Genomic DNA, 409 nt, shown 5'->3' with positions numbered 1-409 from the left:
GAGGAGCGCCATATTTCAAAGCGTCAAGCAAAAATCCGAATCTAACTTTCGCTTTTTCTCTCGATATTCCGAGCAAACTAAATATTTTAGACTGCACGGAACTATCGTAAATTCTCTGTCCGCCGCCGCCGATTTCGTTTCCGTTCAAAACCAAATCGTAAGTGTCGCTTCTCACTTTCAAAGTGTCGCTTTCGAGTATCGCAACATCTTCGGGAACTGGAGACGTAAAAGGGTGATGAGTGGCGGAAATTCTTTTTTCTTTATAATCGTATTCGAATAACGGGAATTCTACAACCCATAAGAAATTTAATTTATCTTTATCGATTAAATTTAATTTTTCTGCGACTTTAATTCTCAAATTTCCCAAAGCGTCAAAAGTGATTTTTGGAGTGTCGGCTACAAAAAATAA

General features: G+C 37.9%; 1 protein-coding gene. It reads right to left on the bottom strand.

The window, feature by feature from the left end; genetic code table 11:
• A partial coding sequence (locus tag EZH24_RS13525; protein WP_336596106.1) for an amino acid--tRNA ligase-related protein occupies positions 1 to 409 on the bottom strand: 409 nt, incomplete at both ends.

It is taken from the genome of Brachyspira catarrhinii (assembly GCF_005518285.1).
GTDB lineage: Bacteria > Spirochaetota > Brachyspiria > Brachyspirales > Brachyspiraceae > Brachyspira > Brachyspira catarrhinii.
The sequence above is the reverse complement of the archived record's forward strand: the minus strand, read 5'-3'. Positions and strand labels throughout refer to the sequence as shown.